The organism is Roseibium sp. MMSF_3544 (assembly GCF_030732845.1).
GTDB lineage: Bacteria > Pseudomonadota > Alphaproteobacteria > Rhizobiales > Stappiaceae > Roseibium.
Map to the genome: position 1 here is coordinate 186,358 of NZ_JASHKA010000011.1, position 26,895 is coordinate 213,252.

The following is a 26,895-nucleotide window of genomic DNA, read 5'->3' on the forward strand; positions in this document are numbered from 1 at the left end:
AGGGCAACTCGAAACGCGTGTGATTGCTTGTTCTTAACAGCGTATTTTGACCTCAGTTGGACGTCCTTTGGTCGACCAAACCCGCAGGCTCAGGCCGTTCGCATGCTGATACAGACTGCAGGTTTCGTCAAAATGCCTGGCTCAAGCCAACATAAAGCGCAAAGTCCGGATCATCCTGGCCCGGATCGAGCGGGATAGCAGCATCGACACGTAGAGGTCCAATCGGCGTGAAATACCTGAGACCTGCTCCAACACCGATTTTGAGTTCCTCGGAAAAGTCCGGGATGCTGTCCTCGTAGGCATTGCCTGCATCCACGAAACCGACAATTCCGATCGACTCTGTCACCCGGACGCGAACTTCGCCCGACAACTCGACAAGCGAGCGCCCGCCGACAACTTCCCCGTTCACTCGCGGCCCGACATTGCGATAGGCGTAGCCGCGGATCGATCCGCCACCGCCGGCGATAAAGCGTCTGCTGGCCGGGACAGATTCAACTGAGGGAGCAAAGATCGAGCCGGCGGAAACCCTGCCAGCGAGAATGAAGCGCTTCGCCTCGTCGAGAGCGTAGTAGCTTGAGACCGTTCCCTTCACGAAACCCATGGCATTCGAATTGAGCGTATCGTAGGCCGGTTCGGCGAACAGGGCTGCAAACACACCCTTGGACGGGTCAAGCTTGTCGTCGCGGTTGTCGAATGTGAGATCCGCTGGCAACCCGACCAGCAAATACTGGTCATCGCCAAAGGCGTCTTCCTCGTCCGCGAAAAACACCTCGGCACCGGCACGGCCTTTGAGTGTGTCGGAGAATTCACGGTTCAAAAACGCGTTGTAAGTGATGGTTCTGCTCTTATAAGCGTCCGGGTTTTCCTGACGGGCTTCAAGGCTGGTGGAAAAACTCGTCAATGGACCAAACACGCCCGGCTTCTCAAAAGCGATCCTAGCGGAGTATTCCTGGTTCTCGAAGCTCTCGGTTCCAATGCGCCCGATCGAGCCCTCGACGGACAAAAGCTCTCCGCGGCCGAACAGGTTTCGCCGCCGCCAATAAGCTTCGACCCCGAAACCTTCGGTGCTGGACCAGGATGCGCCGGCGCCGATGACATGACGCTTGCGCTCGCTGACCTCGATCGTGATCGGCAAGGAACCGTCGGGACCGGCAATGTCACCTTCCACGAAGCGAATAGATGAGAAGATCCCGAGGTCGTTGAGACGCTTGCGGGCGCGTGCAATGTCTTCCGGAGAATAGATGCCACCTTGCGGCAGCATGGCCTGCCGTTTGACGAATTCCGGATCGGTGACCTCTGTGCCGCTGACGGCGACCGTTCCGAACCGCGCCTGCGGCCCGGCATCCGCAATCAGGGCAACGTCCAGCGTTTTTGTGCTGTGATCGGCTGTGATGCGGCGTTCGGCGATCCTCGCCTTCGGATAACCCCGGCCGCGCAAAACCGACACCATCCTGCCTTCAGCAGACAGGATCTTGCCTGACTCTGCAGCTTCACCCGGGGCAAGGCCCCAGAAGGATGGATCGGTTGACAGATCGCCACCACTTGAGGAAACCGAAACGTTGCCGAACGTGAACAAAGGTCCCGGATTGATCAGGATGGATACCTTGACGGGCCTTGCATCCGGAAGGTCGCTTTGTTCCAGAGCCGTCTCAAGCGGCAGTCCTGCCAGGGTGATCGAGACGGTGCCGCCATAGCGCCCGTCCGCGTAAAGCTTGGCCACAAGGCGTTCCCGGTCGGAAAGTGCGCGCGCGATCAGGCCCGCTTCACCCGACGGTGGCTTGTCTTGCTGCTGGATCAGAAGAGACGCGCTCTTCATGTCGCCGGTCAGTTCTTCGTTGCCGGTGGAAACCGCAAGGTCCGCCTCATAGGGCAGGGGATCGGGAACAGCTTCGCCTTGCTCTTCTTCTTCCCCGCCGAACGGACGCCAGCCAAAAATTTCGAACGCGTTCGCGGGTGAAGTGAGTGTCGTGACCGACAGGATTGTGAAACCGATGGCAAAGGGAAAAGTAAAAACAGCAAAAAGGCCGGTCGCCAAAAGGCCAGCCAGCTTCCTCCTCACGCGCAAGCGCGGTGTCCGGCACAAGCCGGATTTGCAAGACGGTAGACCCTTCACTCACTGCCGCCTGACGGGTTGGTCCAACTGGTGCACATTAATAGTGTTTGCGCGCCAGTCAGAGTGCTACGCAGCCCCTACGTAAGCCAAACTAGGCTGCCATGGTTAAATCTTGCTGAATCTCGATAGACCATGACACCGGGCTGAAAGCAAGAGCCAAGGTGGGTCAAGGGCTTGCCGGAAACTCTTGATGCTGCAGCGGTGATGCGCCGAGGTCACGCTTCTGTCGACCAAAAGCAAACGCGCCGGACTGGCCGGCGCGCAGATGCAAGACGTGCCTGCGAAGGCTAAAAAAGCGGCTCGTCTTCCGGAAGGCCCATGAGCCGTTGGGCCGCCGTCAACGTGTTGACCATGAGCATTGCGATCGTCATGGGGCCGACGCCGCCGGGAACCGGAGTAATGGCACCGGCATGGCCGACCGCTTCGTCGAAGGCAACGTCACCAACAAGCCGCGATTTGCCTTCGCCGCGCTCTGGCGCGGGGATCCGGTTGATGCCGACGTCAATCACCGTTGCGCCGTCCTTGATCCAGTCACCCTTGACCATTTCCGGACGCCCGACAGCTGCCACCACGATATCCGCGGCACGGACAACGTCGGGAAGATCCCTGGTCCGGCTGTGTGCGATCGTGACCGTGCAGCTCTCCTGCAACAACAGGCTGGCCATTGGCTTGCCGACAATGTTCGACCGCCCGACAACGACGGCGGTCTTGCCGGAAAGACTGTCGCCGAGCGTGCGCTTCAGCAGGACAAGGCTACCGGCAGGCGTGCAAGGCACGAGCGCACTGTCGCGTTCACCGGCAGTCAGGAGGCCGACATTGACCGGATGGAAACCGTCGACGTCCTTTTCTGGGCGGATCAGGCGCAGGACCTTGCTTTCGTCGATATGATCGGGAAGTGGCAGCTGCACAAGGATGCCGTGAATGTCGGGATCATTGTTGAGCTGTTCGACAAGCGCGAGGACTTCTGCTTCGCTCGCATCTGCTGAAAGCGTGTGCTTTACGGAGTGAAAGCCGCATGCCTCCGCAGCACGGTCCTTGTTGCGGACATAGACCTGGCTAGCGGGGTCTTCACCCACCAGGACAACAGCCAGGCCGGGGCGTTTGCCACTGGTTTCGAGCAGTTTGGCCGCGCGTCGCGTGATTTCATCCCGAACAGATTCTGCAATGGCCTTGCCATCGATGATTTGGGCCTGGGGCATTCAGCCTCCTTGTCGCTGGTAGGGGTATTTCGATCGAATTCGGCGACAAGCTATAAGGTGCAAGTTGCAAATGAAAAAGGCAGATTGCGTCGTTTCCTACTCTGGTTTCGCCATTGTGACATGTTCGCCGAGGGGTGAACCTCAGGAACCGCCGGCAAACCGGTCCAGTTCCGAAACAGCACAAACGATGTGGTAGAGCGAACTGGCCGGTGCCGGTTCGTCGGCAAACGTTCCATCCGGCCCCATCTTGTCCAGATACAAACCGTCAGGCGCCTTGTCGAGATAGACGCGCAGTGCACTGACGGCGGCCGGGATATCTGTCAGATATGCGTCTCTTTCCGCGCCGCTCGACATTTCTGTCAGCGCGATTGCGGCCTTGATCCATTCGGTTTGCCCCCACAGGCGGGCTATCGGGTCCTTCACCGAAAAATCATCGTTCAGCGCCATGAAAGTGACACCGCGGCTTTCGTCAATGCCATAGGTCCAGCCGATGTCATAAAGGCGGCGGGCAGCGATCAGCGCGCCGGCATCGCTTCGTGATCGGCCCCACCTCGCGAGCAGCCACGCCCATTCGAACTGGTGCCCAGGCTCCGTCGTTCGGCCCTTGTCCCCGGGAAGCGGAGTCCAGTCCAGGTCGAAAAATTCCCTGAGGCCGCCACTGACCGGGTCAATGAAACGGTTCAGCGCCAGTTCCGCGATTTCGTCGGCAAGTTCGGTCCAGACGGGATCGTCAGAGGTCTCCTCCCAGGCAAGACAGGCTTCAAACATGTGCATGTGTGGATTGGAGCAGAGCGGGGCGCGGTCCGGATTGGCTTCCCGGAAACCGGCTTCCTTGTGTTTGTAGTTCTCGAACAGGAAGTTCACCAGGTTGGCCGCTTGATCGACCGCCTCCTGTTTCTTCTCAGGGATGCAAGCAGCGATCTGAGAAAACCCAAACAGCGCGAAGGACTGATTGTAAAGATCGAAAGTGTCGTCACAGATGCTGTTTTCAAGGTCGACCGCTGACGCGATATAACCGGCCTTGGTCAGATACCTTTCGAGAAACCAGTCGAATAGGGCACTCGCCACCTTTTCCGCAGGGCCATCCCACCCAAGGCGCGCGCCTTCAAGGAACGAATAGATCTGACGCGGAACGACGCGAGCGCGCCGCGGATCCTTGGTCGCGGTCCGGTCGATGAGGTCGATCGCCTCAAAGCACTCGCCCCTGGACAGGTCAACACCGCGGTCAAGCCAGATGGGAAGCGCCTTTTGCGTAAGCCAACGGGTCAATTCCGCCGAGAACGGACGCAGTGGCTCTGTGCCGGAAGTCTGGTTCGGATGTGCCATCGGGTTCCTCGAATACGTGAGAGGGAACCGGTAACAGAAATCCTTGGTGTTCAAAAGACGATTGCGCAGCGCAGGCACACTTTGTGTCAGGACTGATCAGAGAACATGACCATGCGTAAACGCCGGCAGGATGCGAAGGTTTATGGATAGACGGCGGCAGAATGAGGTGCCCCGCTCCGTGTGGGGCACCTCATGACGATCGGTCAGACGTTGCTGTCCGGGAAGGACGCCTTGCGTTCCGCCATATAGGCCAGAAGAGCATCGTCGATGGCCGGATCAAGTTCCGGCCCCTGATATGACCGGAGCATTTCCTTCCACTTGGAATTGGCTCTGCGTGCCGCATCGAGTTCACCATCGGCGAGCCACTGTTCGAAGGAGTTGTTGTCGGCGATGGCTGAGCGGAAGAAGGCCGCCTCGAAGTTGCGCTGCGTATGCGCTGCGCCGAGGAAGTGCCCGCCGGGACCGACTTCCTGCAATGCATCCATTGCAAGCGCCTCGTCCGAGATCTCAATGCCCTTTGCCAGAACGTGCATCATGCCGAGCTGATCGGCGTCCATAACGAATTTCTCGTAGGATGAACACAGGCCACCCTCCAGCCAACCGGCGGAGTGCAGTGCAAAGTTCACACCCGATTGCGTCGTGGCAAGGATCGTTTGAGCAGATTCCTGCGCCGACTGCGCATCCGGCAGTTTTGATGCCGTGAAGGATCCGCCGGAACGGAAGGGCAGATTGAGGCGCCGGGCGAGTTTCGCGGCACCATTGAGCAGCAACGAGCCTTCGGGGCTGCCGAAGGTCGGTGCGCCTGACTGCATGGAGATGGAGCTGACAAAGGCACCGAAGACAACCGGCGCCCCCGGACGGACAAGCTGGGTCAGTGCACAGCCGGCCATGGCTTCCGCCAGAACCTGCGACAGCGTACCGGCAACAGTGACCGGGCTCATCGCGCCTGCCAGAATAAAGGGCGACACGATGCAGGCCTGATTGCTGCGGGAATAAACCTTCAGGGCACCCAGCATGGTCGCATCGAATACGAGCGGCGAATTCGCGTTGATCAGCTGGATCATGACGCAGTTCTGATCGACGAAATCCTCGCCGAACGTGATCTGCGCCATTTTGACCGAATCCTCCGCGCGTTCCGGCGCTGTGACAGAGCCCATGAACGGTTTGTCGGAATACTTGATATGGGAATAGACCATATCGAAGTGGCGTTTGTTCACCGGCAAATCGACCGGCTCACAAACGGTACCTCCCGAATGATGGAGCCAGGGCGACATGTAGGCCAGTTTCACGAAATTGCGGAAGTCCTCGATCGTCCCATAGCGTCGGCCCTGATCCAGGTCGGTAACGAAGGGAGGGCCATAGACCGGTGCGAAGACCAGATTGTTGCCGCCGATCTCGACGTTGCGAGCAGGGTTGCGCGCATGTTGCGTGAATTGCGAAGGAGCCGTTTTCAGGATCTCGCGGAGCATTCCCTTCGGAAACCGCACACGCTCGCCGTCAACATCCGCACCTGCATTTTTCCAGATTGCCAGGACCTCTGGATCTTCACGGAACTCAAGGCCGATTTCCGCAAGTATGCGATCCGCATTGGCTTCGATCTTCTCAACGCCTTCTTCGCTGAGAACGTCATAGACCGGAATGTTTCTGGAAATATAGGGTACGGCCTGACCGGTGGGACCCGACTGCCGGCGTTCACGGCGTGCGGATCGTCCTCGGCGGCCTGACGGTGCGGCGTCTGACATTATTCAGCTCCAAAGGTGTTTTTTTGGTTTGGCGTAGTCTTGTTCAGGTGCTTGTGCGACCCGGCTCTAGATGCGTCGCACATTGCCATAAATGCGTCATGTCACTTACTTGATTGATTTTATCCCGCAAGTCCGTTCGTCGCCACTTTGAATCGCTTTTCGCAGATATTCCTTGTCTCAAAAGACAGAAATGCCGGCCAAAGCCGTATCCGGGCCTTCGTTTCGCATCTCGAAATGCTGGAAATGGGAAAGAGGAGCAAGGATCGCGTTGGCGGCGCGGAAGGCGGTGCTGACAATCAGCATCCGGTTTTTGCCGGCGCGTGTCGTGGTGATAATGCCGCCATGACGCATTCGCGCTATTTCCTCATTTGATCTGTCGCGATACTGCGCGCCAAAGATCGAGACCCGGTGCGGGCTCGCCGTCAGATGGACCGGAATTTGTTCCGGGAATTCCGTCGTGGATGTCTTAAGCTGCAGGAAGCGTGATATTGGCACACGCTCCCGCTTTATGGAAAAGGAATGGAAGATGTCAGCATTTCCTGACAGGGCACAAATCGTCATCGTCGGTCTGGGCGGCATCGTTGGCGCATCCGTTGCGCATCACCTGATCGAGCGCGGCTGGAACGATATCGTTGGCATCGACAAGTCCGGCATCCCGACAGACATCGGGTCAACGGCGCACGCATCCGATTTCTGTTACACGACAAGCCACGATTACCTGTCAGTTTGGACAACCCAGTATTCCATCGACTTCTTCGAAAAGATGGGCCACTACGCGCGCGTCGGTGGCCTTGAGGTCGCTCGCGCGGGCGACGACACCTGGATGGAGGAAATCAAGCGAAAGGTGACTTCCGGCAAGGCTTTCGGAACCAATGTGCGTCTGGTCACTCCTGCCGAGATCAAAGAAAAGTTTCCGCTCATAGAAGAAGACATGGTCCAGGGCGGTATGTGGGATCCCGACGCGGGTCTGGTTATCCCTCGGTCCCAGACGGTTGCCGGAAAACTTGTCGATCAGGCGGAAAAAAGCGGCAAGCTGAAGGCATTCGCCAATACGCCCGCTCAGTCTCTTCTCGTTGAAGACGGACGCATCAAGGGGGTGGTGACACATCGCGGCACGATCCTGGCGGATCATGTCATTGTCTGCGCCGGTCTGTGGGGCCGTTTGATCGCCAACATGGTCGGCGAAGACCTCCCGGTCATGCCGGTCGACCACCCGCTCACATTTTTCGGTCCCTATAACGAGTTCGAGGGAACGGGCAAGGACATCGGGTATCCGCTGCTGCGCGACCAGGGCAACTCTGCCTATATGCGCGACACAGGAGATCCGAAGACGTCTGAAGGCGGTCAGATCGAGTGGGGCTATTACGAACCGACTCATCCGCGTCTCTGCCATCCGCGCGACATTCTGGAAAAGGATCAGGCCCGCCTGTCGCCCTCGCAACGCGACCTTGAGATGGAACAGGTCATGGAGCCGCTTGAGCGGGCCATGGAGCTGACGCCGATCCTGGGCGAGATCGGATATAACGAAAGTCACTCCTACAATGGTCTCTTGCAGGTTTCGGCCGCCGGCGGACCCTCCTGCGGTGAAAGCCAGAAAGTGCGCGGTCTTTGGTACTGCATTGCCATCTGGGTCAAGGACGGTCCGGGCTACGGCAAACTGATCGCGGACTGGATTACGGACGGCCGTACGGAAATCGACCACGCAACAATCGACTATTCGCGTTTTTATTCCCACCAGCTCACCGAAGAGTTCATCGAGGGCCGGTGCTACGAAGCCGCCCAGAAGATCTACTTCCCGGCGATTCACCCGCGTGAACCCTATGCAAGCGGTCGGGGCGTCAAGCGCTCACCGTTCTATGAACGCGAAGTCGAACTCGGCGGACATTTCATGGAACTCGGCGGTTGGGAGCGCGCGCACGGTTATGCGGCCAACGAACACCTTCTGGAGAAATACGGTAACAAGGTGCCTGTCCGCGAGGCGGAATGGGACAACCGCCACTTCTGGCGTGTTTCCAATGCCGAACAGCTCGCGCTGAGCGACGACTGCGGCATTATCAACCTGTCGCACTTTTATATGTTCGACGTTGAAGGTCCCGATCATGTCGAGTTGCTGGAGTGGCTTTGCGCCGCGAAGATAGGCGGTGACAACAATATCGGTAAAGGCATCTACACCCATTTTCTTGATGACGAAGGCAATGTCCGTGCGGACCTTACCGTGTTCCGCATGGAAGACCGCTGCCGTATCGTCGATGGCGCTGACGCCGGACCTCGCGACTACCGTTACGTAAAGCGCGTCGCTGAGGACAAGGGCCTGGATGTTAAGGTGACTGACGTGAGCGAACAGTTCACGACGATCGGTATCTGGGGTCCCAATGCTCGTGAAAACCTGAAAAAGGTCGTGTCTGATCCGGCCGCGCTTGATCCGGAGAACTTCCCCTTTGCCGCAATCCGCCAGATCGAAATTGCCGGCAAACCCGTTTCGGCGCTTCGTCTGTCCTATGTCGGCGAACAGGGCTGGGAACTGCACATGAAGTTTGAGGACGGCCTCGCGGTCTGGGATGCTTTGCGCGGTGCCGGCATCATGGCTGTCGGTGTTGAAACATATGCCAACTCGCGGCGCATGGAAAAGAGCTTGCGCCTGCAGAATGCAGACCTCTTGACCCAGTATAATCTTTACGAGGCGGATCTTGCCCGTCCGAAAGTGAAGGAAGCCGACTTCCGCGGCAAGGCAAAGCATCTCGAATATCGTGCGCGGGAGCAACAGCCTGCCATGCTGTGCACCCTGGTCATGACGGAGAACACGGACTCAAATGGGGTCAAGCGTTATCCGGTCGGCGCCATGCCCGTCATGGATCCGGAAACCGGCAAGACGCTGGTCGACAGCCTGGGGCGTATTTCCTACACGACTTCGGTCGCCTTTGGGCCGACGATCGGCAAGAACATCGCGCTTGCTTATCTGCCGCAGGATTACTGCCAGGTCGGCCGCATGCTGACAGTCGAATACATGTCGGAGACCTATCCGGTGGAAGTCGCCGGTGTCGGATACCAACCGCTCTACGATCCGGAGAACCTGAAGCCAAGAAGCTGATGCCGCTGGGGCAGATCGGGTAAGCGGTTGTCGCGTACCTGTGGCTGGTGGAAAATCTCGATGGAAACAGTGAAAACCCGCGTGGACTTCCACGCGGGTTCTGCTATTGCAGGCTCCAAAGAACGTCAAATCTGAAAGACTGCCAAATGTCCAAACTGGAAGAGCTCCTTGCCCGCAAGGGGGCACTGCTTGCTGACGGAGCAACGGGGACAAATCTCTTCGAAATGGGTCTCCTTTCCGGTGATGCACCGGAGCTCTGGAACACGGATGAGCCGGACAAGATCCGGGCGCTGCACCAATCCTTTGTCGACGCAGGTGCAGACATCCTCTTGACCAATACATTCGGATGCAACCGTCACCGTTTGAAGCTGCACAATGCCGAAGCCAGGGTGAAAGAGCTCAACATCGCCGGTGTGAAACTGGCAGCGGAAATTACCGCGACCGTTGAGCAAGAGGTTCTGATCGCCGGCTCGATCGGACCGACCGGCGAATTGTTTCAACCGCTGGGTGCTCTCAGCTACGAGGACGGTGTCGCAGCTTTTCGCGAGCAGATCGAGGGCCTCGTCGAAGGCGGTGCTGATCTCTTGTGGGCAGAGACGATGTCCGCTGTGGAAGAGATGAAGGCGGTCGCCGAAGCGGCTCAGGAATTCGATCTGCCGCTGGTGATCACGGCAAGTTTCGATACCGCGGGCAAAACCATGATGGGCGTTCCTCCCAAGGGTCTGGGTGACCTGCAGTCGGAATTTGCGGCTACTCCTGTTGCCTTTGGCTCAAATTGCGGGGTTGGAGCATCTGATCTGCTGGCGTCGATCATGGAAATCACCGAGGCGTACCCGGATGCAATCGTGGTGGCGAAAGCCAATTGTGGCATTCCGCAGATCCGCGGCGACGAAGTTGTCTACACCGGCACGCCGGAGCTGATGGCCAAATACACGCATATGGCGCTTGACGCTGGTGCACGCATTATCGGTGGATGTTGCGGAACAACGCAGGTTCATCTCGAGGCCATGCGGCGTGCACTGGACACGCATGAGCCCGGTGAACGACCGACACTCGACGAAGTCGTGAACGAAATCGGTCCGCTTGTTTCGCCTCCCAACAAGGCAGCCGACGCTGCCCGCGCCGAGAGCGAAGCCTCTGCCGGGTCCGGCCGCCGCCGAGGTCGCCGCCGAGGCTGAGCTGACTGCCGATGCTGGAAATTGCGGACAATACAGAATTTACTAAACTTCATCCTTAGAAGGACCGGCAGGTCTCTCTTGCACGGTGCGCGGTTGTCTCAGGCGCAAGCAGCCTATCCTTCGAGACGCCGCTGGCACGGCTCCTCAGGATGAGGATTTTGTTTCAGCACGCGTGACTCCCCGGACTTTATCAATTATTCCGGATCAACGCGCAGCATTGCGGCACTTGTCTGGAATCACGAATAATGATGAGTGGCCACGATTTGGAAGCCTCCTCAACTTCATCCTGAGGAAGCGCACAGCGCTGTCTCGAAGGATAGGCGGCAGACAGCAGCGCAAGCGGCCCATCCTTCGAAACGCCGTTGGCGCGGTTCTTCAGTATGAGGCGTATCGAGGCAAATGGCGCGAATGCGCTGGGCGAGGGCTCGTTTTTCCGGTCACATTAATCAGCAACTCCCAGGCTGGGCATCCTTGAAAGACTGCGTCGTTTCCTTCAGAGAGGCCGAATCGATCCCCATGGGCTCGTAGGGCGGGTCGGTCTGCATGCCGAGATTGGTCATGTGTATCTTGTAGCAGCCGATATAGACCTTGGATTTGCCGTCGGTCTGAATGGCCTCGATAACAACCGGCAGTGCCCAGTAGATTTGTCCGGCTCCCGGATCCGGCGCGGTCGAACCGAATTTGACGGAAACGGACTTTGTGTCCGCGTAGCCTTTGGCCCAGCTTTCAAAGTCCTGCGGTGCCGCGCTTTGCCGGAAATAGCTGTAAGCCTGAACGTAGTAGCGGTTGCTGATCGCATAGTAGTAGCTTTCAACCAGCTTCTGCGGGCTCGACCGGTCGTCCATGTAGGTCCAGTCGGCAGCCGTCGCGCTGACAGACAAAGTCGCACCGAGCAATGCGGTTGCGGCGAGGGAAGACGCTGCTCTGGTTCTCATTACCACTCAATCCTCCATATCCTGGCGACTGGGCTTCGTGTTTGCTACCGAAGACACCCTTTCATGCTCGCAACTTATCGGTCTTGGAACACCTTTAGAAGCACATCGGCAGGAGGCGACGGTTCAGTCCCGACAAATAAGGTCGTTATCACGCGAGCGGCTCGTAACCACTAAGAGTAAGTACGGTCGTAGCCGATTTGACCTTTGAGGTCTCACACAATCGCAAGAAGCCGCTTAGCACGATCGCAATGTCACAATGTCTCGAACCTCAGCAACAATCGAAACCGATTTCACGACTGTTCAGGGCATTCTCTTCCTGATCCTCGGGCTCAGCGTGTTCTCGCTGCAGGACGTGATCATGAAACTGTTCAGCAGTCAGATCGCGTTGCAGGAGGTCATTTTTTTCCGCGGTCTGGTAACGCTCGCGATTGTCGCGATGCTGCTGTCACGGGCAGGCGGATGGAGGGCATTTGCAACACGGCAGCCGGTCTTGTGCCTGCTGCGTGGGATTGCCGGGTTCACCTGCTTCACGACTTTTTCGATGGCGCTTGCCGTTTTGTCTCTCGCCGACGCGATGCCCCTTTATTACACGAGCCCGCTGTTTGTCGTAGCGCTCGCCGCTCCCCTGTTGGGAGAGGCTGTTGGTAAAAAGACATGGGCTGCCATCCTGGTCGGTTTCAGCGGCGTTCTGTTTGTTGCAAGACCAGGTTTTGAAGGTCTTGACCCGGCGATGCTGCTGGCGCTGGGCGCCGCGCTCGCCTACAGCGCGCAAAGTCTTCTGGCACGGAGGCTGGGAGCGACGGAAAGCGCGCTGACAATGACATTTTATTCCCAGATTGCCTTCGTGGCCTTGAGCGGGACAACGGCCGTTTTGTTCGGGTCCGGCTGGATGGACGCTTTTGACCACCCCAGTTTCCAGTATCTTTTTCGGGCCTGGACGGTGCCGACAGCCAAACAGGCGCTGCTGATTTTCGGTCTCGGCATCATCGCCACGGTTGGGTTCTTGTGTATCAGCCAGGCCTACCGGCTGGCCAAGGCAAGTATTGTTGCCCCATTCGAATACAGTTCGCTTCCCTTTGCAGTTCTTTGGGGCTGGCTCTTCTGGAATTCGGTTCCCTCGACCACCACGATCATCGGCAGTCTGCTTATCGTCGCTGGCGGCATCTACGCACTAAGAAGTACGTTGGCTTTGAAGAATGGCCACGGACGAGTGAGAAAACCGGCTGAATAGTCATTTCTCGAAAAGCTGCTCTTGCATTCAGTTCCTTTTGACGTTTACGTAAAAGCAAGCCAAATAACGGATGCGTTTAGAATGGAGTAGGGGGTGGCGATGCAGCAAGTGATGACAGCGACGGAGATCGTCAGATTTCTCGACAAGGAGTTTCCCCAGATCCACGCCGGTGGCCGCGCCTATTCCGTTGAAAGTGTTTCGGAAGGCGAAGCCGTCATGCGCCTTACGGCAACGGATGTGCACCTGCGTCCAGGCGGCACGATTTCCGGACCTTCCATGATGGCACTTGCGGACCTGGCAGCCTACGTCGTTATCCTCGCCCATATCGGCCCGGTGGCACTTGCGGTTACAACCAACTTCAACATCAATTTCCTGCGCAAACCACAGCCGGGTGATCTCCTGGGCACATGCCGGCTTTTAAAGCTCGGCAAAAGGCTGGCCGTTGTTGAATGCGGGATTGCCGGGGAGGGGGAAGAGGAACTGGTAGCGCATGCAACTGCGACCTATTCGGTACCGCCGCGCTGAGGGGAACGGGTTTGGACAGTTTCATAAATCGAAAGAACCACGAGTTTAACATCAGAATTATACGGTAACAGAATACCGTTTTTATAACTTATTGAAAGTATTGAGAAAAATAAGAAGCTATGTGAAAATTCGATCTTGACGTCATTTTTGACGCGGCGTATAAGCTGCCTCGAACGAATTCAGGGTCCGTTCGCTGGCTCACCTGCAGCCGCGCGGGCCCTTTCTTTAACCGACCAAGTTGGATCAATCACATGAAGACCTTCTCTGCCAAGCCGGCTGAGGTCGAGAAAAAGTGGATCTTGATCGACGCAGAAGGCATGGTTGTCGGCCGTCTTGCCGCCTACATCGCCAACCATCTGCGCGGCAAGCATCTGCCGACCTACACGCCTCATGTCGACACCGGCGACAACATCGTTGTCATCAATGCCGACAAAGTGGTTCTTACCGGCCGCAAGTACGACAACAAGATATACTACTGGCACACCGGTCACCCGGGCGGCATCAAGGAGCGCACTGCGCGCGGCATTCTGGAAGGCCGTTTCCCCGAGCGTGTTCTGGAAAAAGCTGTTCAGCGCATGATGCCGGGCGGCCCGCTGTCCAACAAACAGCTCAAGAACCTGAAGGTTTACGCTGGTCCGAACCACCCGCATGAAGCTCAGTCGCCTGAACTGGTCGACGTGAAGGGCCTCAACGCAAAAAATGACGGCAAGAGGGCTTAACAATGGCTGAGCTGCAATCCCTGGAAGAACTGGGCGGCGCGGTCGAAACCGCAGCCCCCGAAGCACCGGTCCACGTCCAGAAACTGGACGCACAGGGCCGCGCCTACGCAACCGGCAAACGTAAGGATGCGATTGCACGCGTCTGGATCAAACCGGGTACCGGCAAGATTTCCGTCAACGGCAAGGACTTCACCGAGTATTTCGCTCGCCCGGTTCTGCAGATGATCCTGCGTCAGCCGATCATGCTGACCGATCGCGACGGCCAGTATGACGTTGTTGCAACGGTCACCGGCGGTGGTCTCTCCGGTCAGGCTGGCGCTGTCCGCCACGGCCTGTCCAAGGCTCTGACACATTACGAGCCGGAGCTGCGCGGCGTTCTGAAGAAGAACGGCTTCCTCACCCGCGACAGCCGCGTTGTCGAGCGTAAGAAATTCGGTAAGCGCAAGGCACGTCGTTCGTTCCAGTTCTCCAAGCGCTAAGCGAAGAACACACAAAACAACAATCTGTACGGCGTTCTCATCGTTGGGGACGCCGTATTTATTTGTCTCGACTGGAGCTGCTCCCAGAGTCCTTTCCTGGGACGACGGTTCCTGGAAGGTTCCCATCATTCTTGCGGGGGGCGCTGTACCTCATGCAGCCAGTTCCGGAACGACCGGATGGGGACCCGGTCCTGGTCGCCCTGGCGGCAAACGAAATAGAGCGACCTTTCCGTCGAAACGATGGTTTCGTCCAGCCTGACGAGCCGATTGGCCGCCAGATCGTCCGCGACAAGCAGCCTGCGTGCAAGCGCCACGCCCTGACGGTCAATGGCCGCTGCGATCAGCACGGCAGTGTCCGTGAACATCAGTTCTTCGGACCCAAGGTGTGATGGAGCCAATTCAACCTGCTTGGCCCATTCTCCCCATGTCGGATTGAAGAGATCGTGAAGCAGCGGCAAGCGCACGATGTCGGATGGCGCCATCGGCGACTGCGCTCCAGAAACCAGCTTCGGCGATGCGACGACGATCAGTTCCTCGTCTGCCAACAGCTCATGGTAGAGGTTGCCCCATCCAGGGACACCGAAGCGCAGCGCAACATCGATTTCGCTGTTTTCAAATTCGACAATATCGTCGTTGGTATCCAGGAACATTGCGACACCGGGATATCTGGTTCTAAACGCCGGAAGTCTGGGAACCAACCACTTGGTTGCAAGAGACGACGAAAGCGAAATAGTGACCGACTTTCTGTTCGGTTCCCGCCTGACATTCCGCACTCCGAGTTCGAGCGCATCAAACCCCTGTTGCGTAGCCACGAACAACTGCTTGCCCGCATCGGTCAATTCGACGCCGCGGACGTGTCTGTGAAGCAGAAGAACACCCAGATATTTCTCGAGTTGGGCGACCTGCTTGCTCACGGCACCATGCGAGACGCCAAGAAGGTGAGCTGCCCTGGTCAAACTTGAATGGCTGGCCACAGTATCAAAAACCTGCAGGGCCCTGAGGTGTCTGAGTTCTGACATAGCTATGAGAATAACTCATATCAGGCGGAAATAAACGCGCTTTTCAGGGGCGGTTTAGGGTTCTAAGTCTCAGTTCTTATAAGAAATCTCATAATATGAAGGGAGCAGGCTGATGGCTTACCTAAAGGTCGCGCTCATGACGGGCACCGGTCAAGGGATCGGCGCCGGTTGCGCGCGCGAAATGGCGAAGGCTGGGTACAAGGTCTCGCTCATGTCACCGTCAAACCGGAGTATCGAGCTTGCCCAGGAACTCGGCGGCATCGGGCGAAGCGGTTCGGTTCTGGACACCGACGATCTGCAAGCAATGGTCGACGACACCATGAGCAAATACGGCCGGATTGATGCGGTTGTCAGCAACATGGGGCACGGTGGAACGGTTCCCGAAGAAATCTTGACCGTTGGTTTCAATCCCGATTTCGACGGCCCGCTGCTCGAGCTGCCAGATTCACTTTGGCATGAGAGCCTGGATATGTACGTTCTGAACGTCGTCAAGCTGGCACGCATCGTCACGCCCATCATGATCGACCAGGGCGGCGGCAATTTCGTGAATATCTCGTCCATGAACACTGTTGAGCCGCGTGCACCTTATCCGATGAGCATGCTGCGAGGCACGTTGCACAGCTTCGCCAAGCTCTATGGTGACCGCTATGCACGCAACAACATCTGTATGAACAACCTGATGCCAGGTTTCTGCGAAAACGTGAACCTTTCCGAATTCGCGCGGAAATCGATACCTGCTCAGCGCGCGGCGACTTTTGAGGAGATTGGCAAGTTGTGCGTGTTTCTTGCATCCGAGGAGGCCCGCTACATCAACGGCCAGAGTATTCTTTCCGACGGCGGTATGAACCGTGCGGTCCGATAGGAAGTGACGATCGTTTCTGCAGGCAGGGGACAAGCTTTGTTCTCAAAAGAGAAGTCCGAGCTACTGTCGGGGTCGAATGTCAGCCCAGAGTGTGGGAATGACATGCAACTGTTTCCGGAGCGCTGTGAGCTCTAAGAGATGAGCTGGATCAATCGATTGTCGATCTTTGCATGCGACCGTCCGAGATCGCCGTGTCGGGGTTTCTCTAGATCCAAAGGTCCCGCCGGATAATCTCTGTCGGGTCTTTTTCGTCTCTATTGCTAGGCGGGTTGATCACAAGACTTCCTTACCCTAGTGGTGATTGGACCCGATCTTCAATGCGCACCCAAGCCTTTGGCCTGTCCCGGTACGCTGACATCAATCAGGCCCCATGTCCCAGGCACGATTTCTACAAGGCAATCTGTTCCACCATGTCACGGTGATGTCGTTGACGTCCTCCGTCGGACTGATGGCGATCTTTGCCGTCGACTTTGTCGACATGATTTTCATCTCCATGCTCGGCAAGGACGAGCTGGCTGCTGCCATTGGATATGCAGGCGCAATTCTGTTTTTCACCACGTCCTTCAATATCGGGGTCGCGATTGCGGCCGGTGCGCTTGTGGCCCAGGCGCTTGGGGCCGGGGACAAGGAAAGGGCCCGCCAGCGAGCGTCGAATGCGCTGACCGTCGGGTTCATGTTCGCTGCCGTCTTTGCTGTGGCGGTCTGGTTTTCCCTGGATATCCTGGTCGATCTGATCGGGGCGAGGGACGAAACGCACGGGCTTGCCGTGCATTACCTCGCCATCATCGTGCCGACGTTGCCGTTTCTTCTGCTTGGCATGGCTGGCGGCGCGATCCTGCGTGCGCACGGAGACGCGAGGCGCGCGATGATGTCGACCATCATCGCCGGGCTGGTCAATGCGGTCCTCGATCCGATCCTCATCTTTGGTCTGGAACTGGAGTTGACGGGCGCGGCACTGGCAAGTGCTGCGTCCCGCTTTGCCATCGCCTTTTACGCGCTCCTTCCGATTTTCCGCTACCACGGCGGTCTCAGCCTGCCGCGCCCTTTGCAGCTCTTCAAGGACCTGCCGCCGATCTCGGCGATCGCCTTTCCCGCCATCCTGACCCAGTTGGCAACGCCCGTGGGTCAGGCCTGGGTCACGCGTTCGATGGCGGACTATGGCGAAGACGCAGTTGCCGGCATGGCGGTCGTCGCCCGTATGTCACCCTTGGCCTTTGCGACGATTTTCGCCCTTTCTGGTGCCGTCGGACCGATTGTCGGCCAAAACTACGGCGCCGGGCGTTTTGACCGGGTGCGCACAACATTGCGGGAAGCGCTGCTCTTTACGGCGCTTGTGGTCGGTCTCGCAGCGCTCGCCCTTTTTCTGCTGCGAGAACCGATCGTCCGGCTGTTTGAGGTTGACGGCATCGCGCGTACGCTGATTTTCCTGTTCTGCGGACCGCTGGCGCTCGCCTTCTTCTTCAATGGCGTGCTTTTCGTCACCAACGCCTTTTTCAACAATCTCGGGCGTCCTTTCTATTCGACCTGGATGAACTGGGGCCGTCACACGCTCGGCACGATCCCTTTTGTCTGGCTCGGCAGTACCTATTTTGGAGCCCCGGGTGTGCTTATCGGCCAGGCTGCGGGCGGCGTCGTCTTCGGCATTCTGGCACTCTTGATGGTGCGAAACGTGATCAAGGATGTCGAGCTGCACCACGAGGAGCCGAAAGGTCCCGGGCTCTTCCAGCGCCAGGCACGTCAGGTGATCCTGTTTTTTGCCAGAAGGTGATCAACTTTCGCCTGCTTTTCAGCAAGCGTTTTTAGTTTCTTCAAAACCTTGATTGCGGCCATGTCACCCATAGGCTGTGCAGCGTCCGGGTCCGTATGCCCCAGAAAGAAGCTCCATGCTAGAAACACAGGATTCTTGTACCTGATCCAGGGCGGCTTTTGGGTCAGTTGCTGTTCTGCAAGTACGCTTCCCGTGTCGATATCAACCAGGAAACCTCTAACGGTTATCGAGGGACGCACGATGATCGGGACCCAATAGTCGTTTGCCTCGAAGGGGCCGAAATATCCATACCTGAGATCTGTGATCGCCAGATGGAACAGATGGCCGCCGGACATGTTGGGGTCATTCGGCATGAAGGCATCAAGGTTCAAGGCAGATGAAAAATAGCGTCTCAGGTCTTCTGAATCGGGTTGCCGGCCGACAGTTGTACCGAACAGCTCGCAAAAGGAACTGACGATGTTCCAGTCAAGACGCATGTGAACGTCGCCAAGGTAGACTTGCGGGGGTTTTTTCCGGGAAAAAAGCCAACTCAGGATGGACATAAAGTGCAGAATACTTGTGAATGTTCTTTTGCAATTTAAGCGCTAATGATCTGCATTCAACAATTTATGTTGAAAGATCGCACTTGAGAATATCAGGCAGGTTTACAGGCTGTCCCAGCAACATAGGTCTCGTCGACACAGCGGTCATCTCCAAGGGTCTGCAAAAGGAACAACTCCTCGGAAAGCGTCTCGATTGTCTCCATTCTGAGAGTCATGGGTTTGGTGGCCCTCGCGTTCAGCACAACGATATCGGCGTCCGTTCCGGGATCGAGCGTTCCAATGCGATCCGAGAGCGACAGGGCATCGGCATTGCCGAGCGTCGCCCAGTAGAAACTGGTCAGCGGATGCATGCGCTGGCGTTGAAGCTGCAGGATCTTGTAGCCCTCGTCCAAAGTGCGCAGCATCGAATAATTGGTGCCGCCGCCGACATCCGTTGCAACAGCCGTCTTGATGCCTGCGCCTTCAATTCCGGATTTGTCGAAAAGACCGCTTCCGAGAAAGAGATTGGATGTCGGACAGAACACAGCGACCGAACCGGTCTCGCGCATGACGTGCAGCTCGTGTCCGGTCATGTGGATGCAGTGACCCAAAAGCGTTTTCGGGCCAAGCAACTCGAAGCTCTCATAGACGCCCAGATAGTGGGCGGCATCAGGATAAAGCTCGCGCGTATAAGCGATTTCGTTGTGGTTCTCGTTGATATGTGTCTGAAGGTGACAGTCGGGATGCTCTTTCAGAAGACGGCCAGCCGCATCAAGTTGTTCAGGGCTAGAGGTGATGGCAAAACGCGGGGTGATGACATATCTGGCGCGCCCGTTCTGGTGCCATTTTTCGAGCAGGGCCTTGCTGTCGTCATAGGAACTCTGGGCCGTGTCGCACAGGTCTGCCGGCGCATTGCGGTCCATCATGGTCTTGCCGCCAAGCATCATCATGCCGCGGCGCTCTGCCTCTTCGAAATAGGCGTCGACGGAATTCGGATGGCTTGAACAATAAGCGACCGCTGTCGTCGTTCCGTTCGCAAGCAGCGCGTCATAAAACCCTTTTGCGATACGATCTGCATGGTGTTTGTCGGCGAACTTGAGCTCTGCCGGAAACGTGTAGTCGTTTAGCCAGTCCAGAAGCTGGTCCGCCCATGAGGCGATCACCTGGGCTTGCGGAAAGTGGATATGCGTGTCGATGAAGCCCGGCAAAATCAGATGAGGCCGATGGTCGACAATCTGTGTTCCGTCTGGCGCATCGGCGGCGATGTCGGCAAATGGGCCTCTGGCTATGATCTTGCCACCCTCTATCAACAACGCGCCGTCTTCTTCGAAGGAGAAAGTGTGTTTTTCGTCCGGGCCGTTGGGAACGTCGTGGAAGGTGAGCGTTCTGCCGCGCAGGATTTTTGTGTTCTGGTCTGACACAGCGTCGCGTCCTTGATCGATCTGGGTGATTTGGAAACAAAGCAGACCAGTATTAGTCCTGTCGGCATCTGCCGACAATGGTCTGGCTCTTCCTTGTTGAAAAGTGGTGGTGATGCCAGCTGGTTCATTCGGCCGTGGTCATTTCCGCCGCGATCGTTTCGATTGGCAGCCGGTTATCTCCTCTGTTAAGACCGGTATGAAAACGAGATTGAAACGGAGCGGCGGATCAGCCGTCCAACTCAGGCAATTTGGCGCAGTACTGGGACCCCGCACAATGTCAGCAGATCTTCCCCGCCCGACGGACAACGCCTTCCTAGGAGCATCCGTCAAACACGGTTCGCATGAGCCGACCTATGCGGGAACACTGTCCTTCATGCGGCGGCGGTACAGCCGTGATCTGGAAGGAGTCGACCTGGCAGTTTGGGGCATTCCTTTCGACGCTTCGGTGTCCAACCGTCCTGGCGCACGATTTGGGCCCCAGGGCGTTCGCCGGGCATCCGCCATTTTCGACGGGGATCCTCAATATCCGTTTCATATCGACCCGTTTGAAGGGCTTGCTTGCGTTGACTACGGCGATTGTGTCTTTGACTACGGCCGCAACGCGGATGTTCCGGGTCACATCGAAGCTCAGGCCGCCGATATTCTTGCAACGGACACGCACTTGTTTTCCATCGGTGGCGATCATTTCGTGACTTACCCGCTGTTGAAAGCGCATGCGGCCAAGCATGGACCGATGGCGCTCGTCCAGTTCGATGCACATCAGGATACCTGGCCGGATGAAGGCGACAGGATCGACCACGGAACGTTTACCGGACGGGCGGTAAGGGAAGGCCTGATTGATCCCGACAGATCCATTCAAGTTGGTATTCGCACACACGCACCGGAAACCTGCGGTATCGAGATTATCTTCGGCGAGGAGATGGACGACCTTGGCATCAGAGGCGTCATCGATCGCATTCTGAAACGCGTCGGACCGGGGCCGGCCTACATGACTTTCGATATCGATTGTCTCGACCCGGCTTTTGCGCCCGGGACAGGAACGCCTGTCTCCGGAGGACTGTCCTCCCGCGAGGCGCTTTCGATATTGCGGGGGCTCGGCGCGTTGGATTTTGTCGGAGGAGACGTCGTCGAGGTTGCCCCGGCCTATGATCATGCCGATATCACGTCAATTGCCGGTGCAAGCGTTGCGCTGACCTATATCGGGCTGTTGGCTGAAAAGCGAAACGCTGGCTGAAAGTGATAGCAGCGTTCGACTGATACCCGGCTCAGCGAAATCTCGGCGGTATCAGTTAGACCCAGTACTGAAGGTCAATTGTCATTTCCCGGAACGGACGACCAGAACCTGTAAAGCGGGACCTTGTCGTTCATTTGCCGAAAAAGTTCGATCAGCTTTTGGAAATAGACGAGTTGAGCGCTGTAGGCGACAACCAGTCCGGTCACAGATAGGAGAACCGAGGCGCTCACACCGCCCAGCAGGGCAATGATCAATCCGGCCCAGAACACCAGATAGAGCGTCGTAATTCGCGCACCGAGCGTGGAAGGAATTGGAATGAGCAGTCTGTTCAGGAAGATCCTTTCGCCAAAACAGATCTTGGCAGCCCAGTTTTCTTGACCGCTGCTTGCCGCTTGAAGGCGCGGCAGCGCGATCAGCGCGGCAAGGGCAAGGATGGCGATCGTGATTGAAGCGGTTGTTCCAATCCATCCCTGCAGCCACAAAATCGCTGTCAACAGCGCTGGAGCGGCTGTTTTTGCCAATACTGTGAGTGGGGATGCCGGGGCGCTGCTGCCTGATCTCAAGTGCAGCAGGCTGGAACTCGCGGGGTAAGCACTGTCCTGCGGATGTTGGACGTTTGGAAAACGATAACGGTGACTGGTTTGCATGACTGACGCTGTGCTCACGGACGAAGCGCGATCATACTCCCAGACCCGGAGGCTTGGCAATTGCAAGAATGCCGCTCGATTGTTTGAATGTAGCAAGCACGAACGAGAAACTGACGTAGCACCGCAACGATCGTTTGAGCCTTAGCACTTGAGTTTGGTAGCTCGATGGACTGTTCCGGCAGTGCTCATTCTGATGCCCGTCGATAAAAAGTGTGTATTCATAGTATTTTCGACACCTTTATTCTTTGTTAGTGGCGAAGTATCTAATATGTCTCAGTACTAGAATATTGAATAATTGGACAATTCGGCAGCGGCATGGTTCACACGCGGAGCCTAACAGCTGGCCAGGCGGGTCTCCTGACCAATGGAAAATCCCTGGCCGAGGAATTGGAGCGGATAAATCGTCTCGCTCATCTTGGCAAAGATGATCAGTTGCACCTCAGCGGCGACTGGGTACAAACGCTTGTCAACCACGTCTCGGACTACGTCTTCGTAAAGGATCGCGGCCACAGGTTTGTTATGGCCAACCAGCAGGTTGCGCTTGATCTGGGGCTCGACGATCCGGAGCAGGTTATCGGAAAAACCGATCTGGAACTCCATCCACTGGAGACAGGCGGCAAGTTCGCGGCAGCCGAAGCCGAAATCATGGCCTCGAAAGAGGCAAGAATTGACTACGAAGAACGGTCAATCCTGGCAAACGGCAATCGCCGCTGGCTGTCATCGTCAAAATTTCCCGTTTTGAACGACAAGAACGAGGTTGTCGGGATTGTCGGAATTTCGCGCGACATCACGCAGCGCAAGCGGGCTGAATTCCTGCAACAGGGTCAGAACAAGGTTCTGCAGGAGATAGCGACCTCCAAACCTCTGAACGATGTTCTTGAGACCCTGGTTCTGATGATCGAAAGTCAGATGGACCGCGTTATGGCTTCCGTCATGCTGGTTGACGACGCCGGGAAAGCGCTCTTGGCAGGCGTCGCGCCGAATCTACCGGATGACTACGTCGCCTTGTGCAACGGGATATCGATCGGTCCGAAGGCAGGGTCTTGCGGAACAGCTGTTCACCGGCGCGAAAGCGTCTTTGTCGCCGATATACTGGAACATGAGCTTTGGGCAGAATTCCGGGACCTGATCAGTCAATTCGAAATGCGATCCTGCTGGTCGGTTCCATTTTTCGGCAAGGATTCCAGGGTTTTGGGAACTTTCGGGATCTATTCCAAGGAAGTGCGCCTGCCAACCGAGCACGAGGAAAAGCTCGCGGTTGAAGCGGCTCGCCTGGCATCAATCGCGGTGGAGCGTGATCGCGCAGAGAGCGAAATCCGGTATCTGGCCAATCACGATGTGCTTACAGGTTTGCCGAACCGGCACGATTTCAAGGCCCGGCTGGCGGAGAAGATTGAAACCGGGCGCAAGACCGGCGAGCATGTAGCGCTCCTGTTTGTCGACCTCGATGACTTCAAAGTCGTCAACGACAGTTTTGGCCATGCCATCGGCGATCAGGTCCTGATGATCATTGCCGAGCGAATCCTTGAGGTGCATGACGGCAAGCATGATTCCATCCGCTTCGGCGGCGATGAATTCGTTCTGATCGTGGAAGGCGAACATGCCCAGAAGCCGGCACTGGTCGATCTGATGATCCGACTGCGCGATGAAATCACCAGGACCATCTCTATAGGCGATCTTTCCTTTCACGTGACCTGCAGCATTGGAGCCGCCTGCCATCCGCTGGATGCTGAAGACGCAGAACAGCTTTTGAAGAACGCCGACAAGGCTATGTTCGAAGCAAAGTCGCTCGGGCGGGATGGCTTCAAGATTTACGAGCACAGTCGACCTGAGAAATCGTTTAATCGCCTCACGCTGCTTGAAGAAATGCGAAGCGGAATTTCAAGGGGCGATTTTCATCTCCAATACCAGCCGCAATATGATCTTTTCAGTGGCAGGATCGTTGGTGCCGAAGCTTTGGTGCGCTGGCGTCATCCCGCGCTCGGCGATCTGATGCCGGAGGATTTCATTTCACTGGCTGAAGACAGCGGTTTGATTGTGCCACTGGGACGCTGGGTGCTCCACGAGGCTTGCAGCCAGAACAAGGCCTGGCAGGTCGAAGGCCTTCCGCCGATCACGATCGGGGTGAATGTGTCTGCACGCCAATTTAGGGATGCTGCGCTGATTACGGATGTCTGCGACACGCTCGAGAAGACAGGACTGGCCGCTCAGTATCTGGAGCTGGAAGTCACTGAAAGCCTGCTGATGCAGAATACCGAACTGGCCGTGCAACTGATGGACGACTTCCGCAAGATCGGCCTGAAACTCGCAATCGATGATTTTGGAACCGGCTATTCCAGCCTGATTGCGCTGAAGAATTTTCCATTGACTCGTCTGAAGATCGATCAGAGCTTCATTCGTGATCTCGAAACCGATGAAAACGACCGAAGCATCGCACGCGCGATTATTTCTCTCGGCCGTGAGCTTGGATTGAACGTTGTTGCTGAGGGCGTTGAGACCGCCAAGCAGCAGGCGTTCCTTGCCAGTTGCCAGTGCGAGACAGTACAGGGATTTCACTTCGGTCGGCCGATGTCGGCAGAAAAGCTCGGCAAGCTCCTGGGCATGTCGCTGACACCAATCAACGTGCAATTTGGCTAATTGGCAATGAACTGGGCCGTGGGGTGACGCTGCAAGGAAAGCACCGTCCACCCGTTGCAGAGGCCTGCGCTCAGACTTTTTTCATCACATAGGACCCTGGCGCATCCTCCAGGATCTTTATCCGGTTTGCGCCCGGCTTGCGCGCCTTGGCCGTTGCCGCATCGTTGGAGCGGATCCACTCGTCCCAGAAAGGCCACCACGAACCGGGATGCTCTTCGGCATTCTTGAGCCAGTTTTCCAGCGTGCCCTTCGGTTCGCCGCCGGTCCAGAACTGGTACTTCTTCTTCGCCGGCGGATTGACGACCCCTGCGATATGTCCTGACCCTGCCAGCACATATTCGACCGGACCTCCGAAACAGCCAGATCCAAGGAAGACCGACTTCGGCGGAGCAATATGATCTTCGCGCGTCGCAAGGTTGAAGATCGGAACCTTCACCTTGGACAGGTCCAACCTTTCACCGGCAATTTCCATCTCGCCTTTGGAGAGCTTGTTGTCCAGGTAGCAATTACGCAGGTAGAAGGAATGGTTGGCGGCGGGCATGCGTGTGGAATCGGAATTCCAGTAAAGCAGGTCGAACGGGAAGGGTTCCTGGCCCTTCAGATAGTTGTTGACGACGTAGGACCAGATCAGGTCGTTCGACCGCAGCATGTTGAAGGCCGAGGACATTTTCGAACCATCCAGGTAGCCCTGTTCCGCCATCCGTTTTTCCAGAATTGAAATCTGTTCTTCATCGACGAAGACCTTCAGATCGCCTGCAAATGTAAAGTCGACCTGTGTTGTGAAGAAGGTTGCCGTCTTGATGCGCTCGTCACCGATCTTCGCCATATAGGCGAGGGTGACCGCGAGAAGCGTTCCGCCGACGCAATACCCGATGGCATTGACTTCCTGCTGGCGGGTTGCGCGCTTGATGACGTCGAGCGTGTTGAGAATCCCTTCCTTCATATAGTGCTCGAAGCTCTTTTGCGCCTGCCGCTCGTCAGGATTGACCCAAGAGATTACGAACACCGTGTGTCCCTGGTCGACGGCCCATTTGATGAAGGACTTCTCAGGGTTCAGATCGAGAATATAGAATTTGTTGATCCAGGGGGGCACGATCAGGAGGGGGCGCTTCAGCACCTCCGCAGTGGTCGGCGTGTACTGGATTACCTGACAGACATTGTTTTGCGCGATGACCTTTCCCGGGGTGTTGCCGAGGTTTTCTCCCAGTTTGAACTTGGACGGATCCGTCTGCCGGATCTTGAGTTCCCCCTCTCCGGACTTAAGGTCTTCCACAAGATGCTGCATGCCCTTGACCAGGTTTTCGCCATTGCTTTCCATGGTCAAACGCAGCAGTTCCGGATTGGTCAGAACGAAGTTGGAAGGAGAGACGGCGTTGGCGATCTGGGTGACGTAGAATTCAGCCTTGTGGCGCGTGTGCTCATCGAGGCCCTGTGCCTCGTGAACCATGTCTTCTGCCCACTTGCTGGTGATCAAATAGAGCTGCTTGATGAAATCGAAGAATTGATTGTTTTCCCAGTCCGGGTCGGCGAACCGTTTGTCTCTCGGCGGGGTTTCGACAGCCGGTTCGGAGGGTTCGCCCATCATGCGTTTCAGCGACGAGTTCCAAAGGTCGATATAGCCGGTCCAAAGCCTTGACTGTGCTTCTATCGCCCGTTGGGGATCAGACACCCAATACTCGCTCACCTGCGCCAGTGTTTTCACGACACCCGTCAGTTCGTCGGTCGACTCGTGCTTGATCTTGCCCTGTTCGCGCGGCTCGATATACGCCGCCAGCGCTTTTCCGGCCTGTTCAAGGGTTTTTGCCAGGTTTTGTGCGAACGCTTCCGGATTGTTGATAATGTACTGCAACATCGGATGCGGGCGGTCGTCAGACATGGGTGGGAGTCCCTCCGGTATTTCGTTGCCCGTTCGGCCTTTTGCCGGCCAGAGAACCTTCGATTCTGAAATGCGTTATCTCGTTAAATTTTCGTCGGTAATTCGGGCGTTTGACTATTTATGACACATGGGCTGAGCGTCGTCGATTGGTATTGAGGAGTATGGAACGTTCTCTGGCTAAAAGAGGTTCATGACACTGAAATGTAGTTCAACTCTAGCCATCTCGGCATGATTTCACTCAAAATGACGATTAAACGCCTATAAAACGCGCGCGCTCACCAGCGATCTGTTAGCATCGAAAGACGTGAAGGCGTCGCGGACGTGGCGTGTGTTGGAGGGAGCTCGGCAACAAAATGGGCAGGATTGGCGCAATCC

General features: G+C 56.8%; 21 protein-coding genes. 10 read left to right on the plus strand and 11 right to left on the minus strand.

All coding sequences use genetic code 11. From position 1 onward, the window contains the following. Window positions 1-127: 127 nt before the first annotated feature. The 5 genes from RBB47_RS17480 to RBB47_RS17500 all read right to left on the minus strand — a co-directional run bounded on the left by RBB47_RS17480 (window position 128) and on the right by RBB47_RS17500 (window position 6,875). The gene (locus tag RBB47_RS17480) at window positions 128-2,059 is read right to left on the minus strand and encodes an autotransporter assembly complex family protein (protein ID WP_305987198.1); all 1,932 of its coding nucleotides are present in this window, start codon (window positions 2,057-2,059) and stop codon (window positions 128-130) included. A 341-nt stretch (window positions 2,060-2,400) separates the two neighbouring features. Next, complete coding sequence (gene folD, locus RBB47_RS17485; protein WP_305987143.1) at window positions 2,401-3,312, minus strand: bifunctional methylenetetrahydrofolate dehydrogenase/methenyltetrahydrofolate cyclohydrolase FolD; 912 nt, start codon at window positions 3,310-3,312, stop codon at window positions 2,401-2,403. A 141-nt stretch (window positions 3,313-3,453) separates the two neighbouring features. Continuing rightward, entirely contained in the window at window positions 3,454-4,638 is a 1,185-nt protein-coding gene (locus RBB47_RS17490; protein WP_305987144.1) for an AGE family epimerase/isomerase, read from the minus strand. A gap of 203 nt (window positions 4,639-4,841) precedes the next feature. After that, entirely contained in the window at window positions 4,842-6,380 is a 1,539-nt protein-coding gene (locus RBB47_RS17495) for a trimethylamine methyltransferase family protein (protein ID WP_305987145.1), read from the minus strand. A 177-nt stretch (window positions 6,381-6,557) separates the two neighbouring features. Beyond that, a complete protein-coding gene (locus tag RBB47_RS17500; RefSeq protein WP_305987146.1) occupies window positions 6,558-6,875 on the minus strand; it encodes a hypothetical protein in 318 nt (105 codons plus the stop codon). Window positions 6,876-6,906: 31 nt separating this feature from the next. Here RBB47_RS17500 and RBB47_RS17505 point away from each other — a divergent pair, with 31 nt between their 5' ends. Both RBB47_RS17505 and bmt read left to right on the plus strand, forming a co-directional pair. Then, a complete protein-coding gene (locus RBB47_RS17505; RefSeq protein WP_305987147.1) occupies window positions 6,907-9,468 on the plus strand; it encodes an FAD-dependent oxidoreductase in 2,562 nt (853 codons plus the stop codon). Window positions 9,469-9,614: 146 nt separating this feature from the next. Continuing rightward, on the plus strand, window positions 9,615-10,646 hold the full coding sequence (bmt, locus tag RBB47_RS17510; RefSeq protein WP_305987148.1) for a betaine--homocysteine S-methyltransferase: 1,032 nt from the start codon (window positions 9,615-9,617) through the stop codon (window positions 10,644-10,646). A gap of 446 nt (window positions 10,647-11,092) precedes the next feature. Here bmt and RBB47_RS17515 read toward each other — a convergent pair whose 3' ends face one another. Next, window positions 11,093-11,581 carry a hypothetical protein gene (locus tag RBB47_RS17515; protein ID WP_305987149.1) on the minus strand — a complete coding sequence of 163 codons (489 nt, stop codon included), beginning with the start codon at window positions 11,579-11,581 and terminating at the stop codon, window positions 11,093-11,095. 256 nt (window positions 11,582-11,837) lie between these two features. On the opposite strand from RBB47_RS17515, the gene RBB47_RS17520 reads away from it, so the two are divergent. The 4 genes from RBB47_RS17520 to rpsI all read left to right on the plus strand — a co-directional run bounded on the left by RBB47_RS17520 (window position 11,838) and on the right by rpsI (window position 14,535). After that, window positions 11,838-12,812 (plus strand): DMT family transporter, encoded by a 975-nt coding sequence (locus tag RBB47_RS17520; protein WP_305987150.1) that lies wholly within the window; start codon window positions 11,838-11,840, stop codon window positions 12,810-12,812. A gap of 93 nt (window positions 12,813-12,905) precedes the next feature. After that, window positions 12,906-13,337 (plus strand): PaaI family thioesterase, encoded by a 432-nt coding sequence (locus RBB47_RS17525; protein WP_305987151.1) that lies wholly within the window; start codon window positions 12,906-12,908, stop codon window positions 13,335-13,337. Between the two features lie 251 nt (window positions 13,338-13,588). Beyond that, the gene (gene rplM / locus RBB47_RS17530) at window positions 13,589-14,056 is read left to right on the plus strand and encodes a 50S ribosomal protein L13 (protein ID WP_305987152.1); all 468 of its coding nucleotides are present in this window, start codon (window positions 13,589-13,591) and stop codon (window positions 14,054-14,056) included. A gap of 2 nt (window positions 14,057-14,058) precedes the next feature. Then, window positions 14,059-14,535: a 30S ribosomal protein S9 gene (gene rpsI / locus RBB47_RS17535; protein ID WP_305987153.1), complete on the plus strand. Its 477-nt coding sequence runs from the start codon at window positions 14,059-14,061 to the stop codon at window positions 14,533-14,535. A gap of 125 nt (window positions 14,536-14,660) precedes the next feature. On the opposite strand, the gene RBB47_RS17540 is transcribed toward rpsI, so the two are convergent. Next, complete coding sequence (locus RBB47_RS17540; protein ID WP_305987154.1) at window positions 14,661-15,554, minus strand: LysR substrate-binding domain-containing protein; 894 nt, start codon at window positions 15,552-15,554, stop codon at window positions 14,661-14,663. Window positions 15,555-15,666: 112 nt separating this feature from the next. On the opposite strand from RBB47_RS17540, the gene RBB47_RS17545 reads away from it, so the two are divergent. After that, the gene (locus RBB47_RS17545; RefSeq protein ID WP_305987155.1) at window positions 15,667-16,416 is read left to right on the plus strand and encodes an SDR family oxidoreductase; all 750 of its coding nucleotides are present in this window, start codon (window positions 15,667-15,669) and stop codon (window positions 16,414-16,416) included. 370 nt (window positions 16,417-16,786) lie between these two features. Further along, window positions 16,787-18,184 carry an MATE family efflux transporter gene (locus RBB47_RS17550; RefSeq protein WP_305987156.1) on the plus strand — a complete coding sequence of 466 codons (1,398 nt, stop codon included), beginning with the start codon at window positions 16,787-16,789 and terminating at the stop codon, window positions 18,182-18,184. On the opposite strand, the gene RBB47_RS17555 is transcribed toward RBB47_RS17550, so the two are convergent. Together RBB47_RS17555 and guaD are read right to left on the minus strand one after the other, a co-directional pair. Next, window positions 18,154-18,660 (minus strand): hypothetical protein, encoded by a 507-nt coding sequence (locus RBB47_RS17555; protein ID WP_305987157.1) that lies wholly within the window; start codon window positions 18,658-18,660, stop codon window positions 18,154-18,156. The genes RBB47_RS17550 and RBB47_RS17555 overlap by 31 nt on opposite strands. Before the next feature lie 158 nt (window positions 18,661-18,818). Next, on the minus strand, window positions 18,819-20,126 hold the full coding sequence (guaD, locus tag RBB47_RS17560) for a guanine deaminase (protein ID WP_305987158.1): 1,308 nt from the start codon (window positions 20,124-20,126) through the stop codon (window positions 18,819-18,821). A 274-nt stretch (window positions 20,127-20,400) separates the two neighbouring features. Between guaD and speB the strand changes: the two genes are divergently transcribed. Continuing rightward, complete coding sequence (speB, locus tag RBB47_RS17565) at window positions 20,401-21,360, plus strand: agmatinase (RefSeq protein WP_305987159.1); 960 nt, start codon at window positions 20,401-20,403, stop codon at window positions 21,358-21,360. Window positions 21,361-21,434: 74 nt separating this feature from the next. Here the strand turns inward: speB and RBB47_RS17570 are convergent, their stop codons facing one another. After that, window positions 21,435-22,007, minus strand: a complete 573-nt coding sequence (locus RBB47_RS17570; protein ID WP_371932809.1) for a DUF6653 family protein — start codon at window positions 22,005-22,007, stop codon at window positions 21,435-21,437. 315 nt (window positions 22,008-22,322) lie between these two features. Between RBB47_RS17570 and RBB47_RS17575 the strand changes: the two genes are divergently transcribed. Further along, on the plus strand, window positions 22,323-24,644 hold the full coding sequence (locus RBB47_RS17575; RefSeq protein ID WP_305987161.1) for an EAL domain-containing protein: 2,322 nt from the start codon (window positions 22,323-22,325) through the stop codon (window positions 24,642-24,644). Window positions 24,645-24,714: 70 nt separating this feature from the next. Here the strand turns inward: RBB47_RS17575 and RBB47_RS17580 are convergent, their stop codons facing one another. Continuing rightward, entirely contained in the window at window positions 24,715-26,520 is a 1,806-nt protein-coding gene (locus RBB47_RS17580; RefSeq protein WP_305987162.1) for an alpha/beta hydrolase, read from the minus strand. Between the last annotated feature and the right edge of the window lie 375 nt (window positions 26,521-26,895).